We start from the raw sequence: 2,874 nt of genomic DNA on the forward strand, positions 1-2,874 counted from the left end.
CCCGCATCGTCGCCAAAGTCGATGAGCTGATGGCCTTGTGCGACAAGCTGGAAGCGCAGCAGCAGTCCCGCCGCAAACTGCAAAACAACCTAAGACTATCCACCCTGCAAGCCGTCGCCAGCGCCACCAGCCCGCACGAGCTGCAAACCACCTGGGCACGCCTGTCCAACAACTTCGGGCGGCTGTTTCATGCGCCTGAGGATGTGGCGGACTTGCGGAGTCTGGTTCTTGATTTGGCAGTGCATGGATTTCTCACCGAGCAATCAGAAGATGACACTAACGCAATCAAAACTTTTGAAGACATAAAAGCTGTCGAGAAAAGGCTAGTTGCAGATAAGAATCTAGGCCGCCCGAAGCCATTTCAACCCCTACAAGAAAACGACATTCCGTTCAGTCTTCCGAATGGCTGGATTTGGACGCGCCTCGGTGAGTTAGCGCCTGATTTTCAAAATGGAATATCTAAGCGACACGGGAACACTGGAATCGCCACCACGGTTTTGCGACTGGCCGATATTCTTAAAAACCAGATTTCGTTAACGGAGCCGCGAGACATCCTGCTAACCGAAAGCGAGCGAGATAAATACCTTCTTGAAGACGGCGACATACTGATAACGCGGGTAAATGGCAGTGCGGATTTGGTTGGGAGCTTTATTCTGGTGAATGCTGGCGGTGTCGCCTATTGCGATCATTTCATCCGCTTGCGTTTTGTGAATGAATTGATTGATGTCGAATATGTTTGGGTTGCGTCTCAGAGCCCGTTCATTCGTCAGCAAATTTCAGGCAAGTTCGTCACGACTGCTGGGCAAAAAACGGTCAATCAAAATCATATCGGTTCCGTATTGATACCACTCCCGCCGATACAGGAGCAGCACCGCATCGTAAAGCGCGTCGCTGAGTTGATGCGCTTATGCGACTCTATGGAGTCGCAATTGCGCCATGCTAAAGAGGTGGCTTGTCGTCACGCTATCTCAGCTGTTTCGAGCCTCACCGGCATCGCCATCGGACAAGAAGAGGAACCCATGAAAGCCCCGCAAACCGAATTGATTGCATCGCTGCGCTTGGGCGCCGCACCCGACATCAAAGTCCAGGCACCATTGGCCACGATTCTGGCCCGACACAACGGTGAGATGAGCGCCAAGGATTTGTGGCGGCGCTTCGGCGGCGAAATCGAGGCTTTTTACGCGCAGCTCAAAACCGAGGTGGCTCACGGCTGGATTCTGGAACCGGCTCCCGCCGAAATGCGCGAAAAGCCAGCCGACGCGGTGAGCGCCTGATATGCAGCTGCAGCGCATCCGCATCCCGGCCTTCCGCAATTTGCGCGATCTCGACATCACCTTCGATACGCACTTGCCGCCCGCTGTGGGCGCGCCGGCGGATGCGCAGCCCAAACCCATCCGCAGCCACGCGCTGATCGGCCAGAACGGCACCGGCAAGTCCAACCTGATCGAAGCGCTGATCACCATCTTTCGCGATGTGGATCTGGACCGCGAAGCGGCGTTCGATTACACGCTGGAATACAGCATTCGCGGCCACGCTGTGCGCATCGAGGCGGATACCGCCAAGCAGAAGCGCCCCTATGTCTGGGTGGACGGCAAGGCCGAGTCGCAAGGCCATCTGCTGAGAAACCGCGAGCTGCTGCCCGCCCACATCTTTGCCTATTACTCGGGCCGTAACGAGCGCATCGAAGCCTTGTTCCAGGAGCACCAGCGCCGCTTCAACCTGCGCCAGGAAATCACCACGCATGAGGTTTTGTCAGGTGCAACGCTAAGTGCTTTCACCGAATCGGCAAGGTTTTTGGACCTGGAGCAAGAGCTGCGTAAATTCGAAGGGAAGCAAGAAAAAGATCTCGACGGTGAGGAGCTTGTTGAACTTCGCAGAATTCAGCTAGAGCTCAAGCCATTTGAAGAGCAAAAAGCACAAGTTTTGGAAAGAGCCGAAGCTCGTAATCGAGGGCGGCTTGCGCAGCTTGGCGACGACCGTCTGCGCCGCCTGTTCTATTGCCGTGGTGGCCATAGCCAGTTGGTGCTGCTGGCCTGTCTGCTGTCCGACGACCCGGTGTTTCAGAAGGTGCTCAAGAACCTGCACATCGAATCGCTGGAGTCGGCTTTGTTTGTGCTGAAGGAGCCGCACCGCCTGCGCGAAAAGCGCCGTAGCGGCAAGTTCGACGAGCAGGAGCTGAACGAGGGCGACCCGCGCTTCTGGTATGCGCGTGGCAATGTGGTCAGCGAATTCCTCGACAAGCTCTGGCAAGTGGCCTGGGCGCCGATTGAGCAGGAAGCCACCAGGCAGATCGACTTCCGTGGTCGCAGCGAGAAACAGAAGCAGCTCTACCTGTTCGTGCCCAGCCAGGACAAGCTCAAGCAACTCGGCGAGCTGGTCGGCGGCACCGACAGCTTTTTCCGCTACGCCGAGGGTGCTTATATCGGCGACCTGATCGATGAAGTGCGCATCACCGTCAAGAAGCGCGACGAGCACGGCGGCAAGGTGAGTTTTACTCAACTCTCCGAAGGCGAGTTGCAGATGCTCACCGTGCTGGGCCTGATGCGTATCACCCGCGAAGACCACTGCCTGTTCCTGCTCGACGAGCCGGACACCCACCTGAACCCGATCTGGAAGCTGCGCTACTTCGACGATATCGAAGGCGTATTGGGCGATATCCATGCCGGTGCCTTCGGCGGCGCGTTTTCTAGTGCTGCCTTTGATACCTCCGCAGGGCAATCGCAAATTCTCATCACCACCCACGACCCGATGATGGTGGGCAGTCTCAAGCGCGAGCAAGTCCATATCCTGCGCCGCGATGGCGCGCGCACGGTGGTCGATACGCCTGACGAACACCCGCAGGGCATGGGCGTGACGGGGCTACTCAAAAGTGAA

Annotated in this window: 2 protein-coding genes; both read left to right on the top strand. The window is 57.0% G+C overall.

Annotated features, from left to right (window positions below; genetic code table 11):
- Positions 1-1,274, top strand: a 1,274-nt coding sequence (locus tag Q8R75_RS08245) for a restriction endonuclease subunit S (RefSeq protein WP_305663635.1), incomplete at its 5' end; no start/stop codon positions are given.
- A gap of 1 nt (position 1,275) precedes the next feature.
- On the top strand, positions 1,276-2,874 hold a 1,599-nt coding region (locus Q8R75_RS08250), incomplete at its 3' end, for an AAA family ATPase (RefSeq protein ID WP_305663636.1).

The organism is Methyloversatilis sp. (genome assembly GCF_030696805.1).
In the GTDB taxonomy this organism is placed as follows: domain Bacteria; phylum Pseudomonadota; class Gammaproteobacteria; order Burkholderiales; family Rhodocyclaceae; genus Methyloversatilis.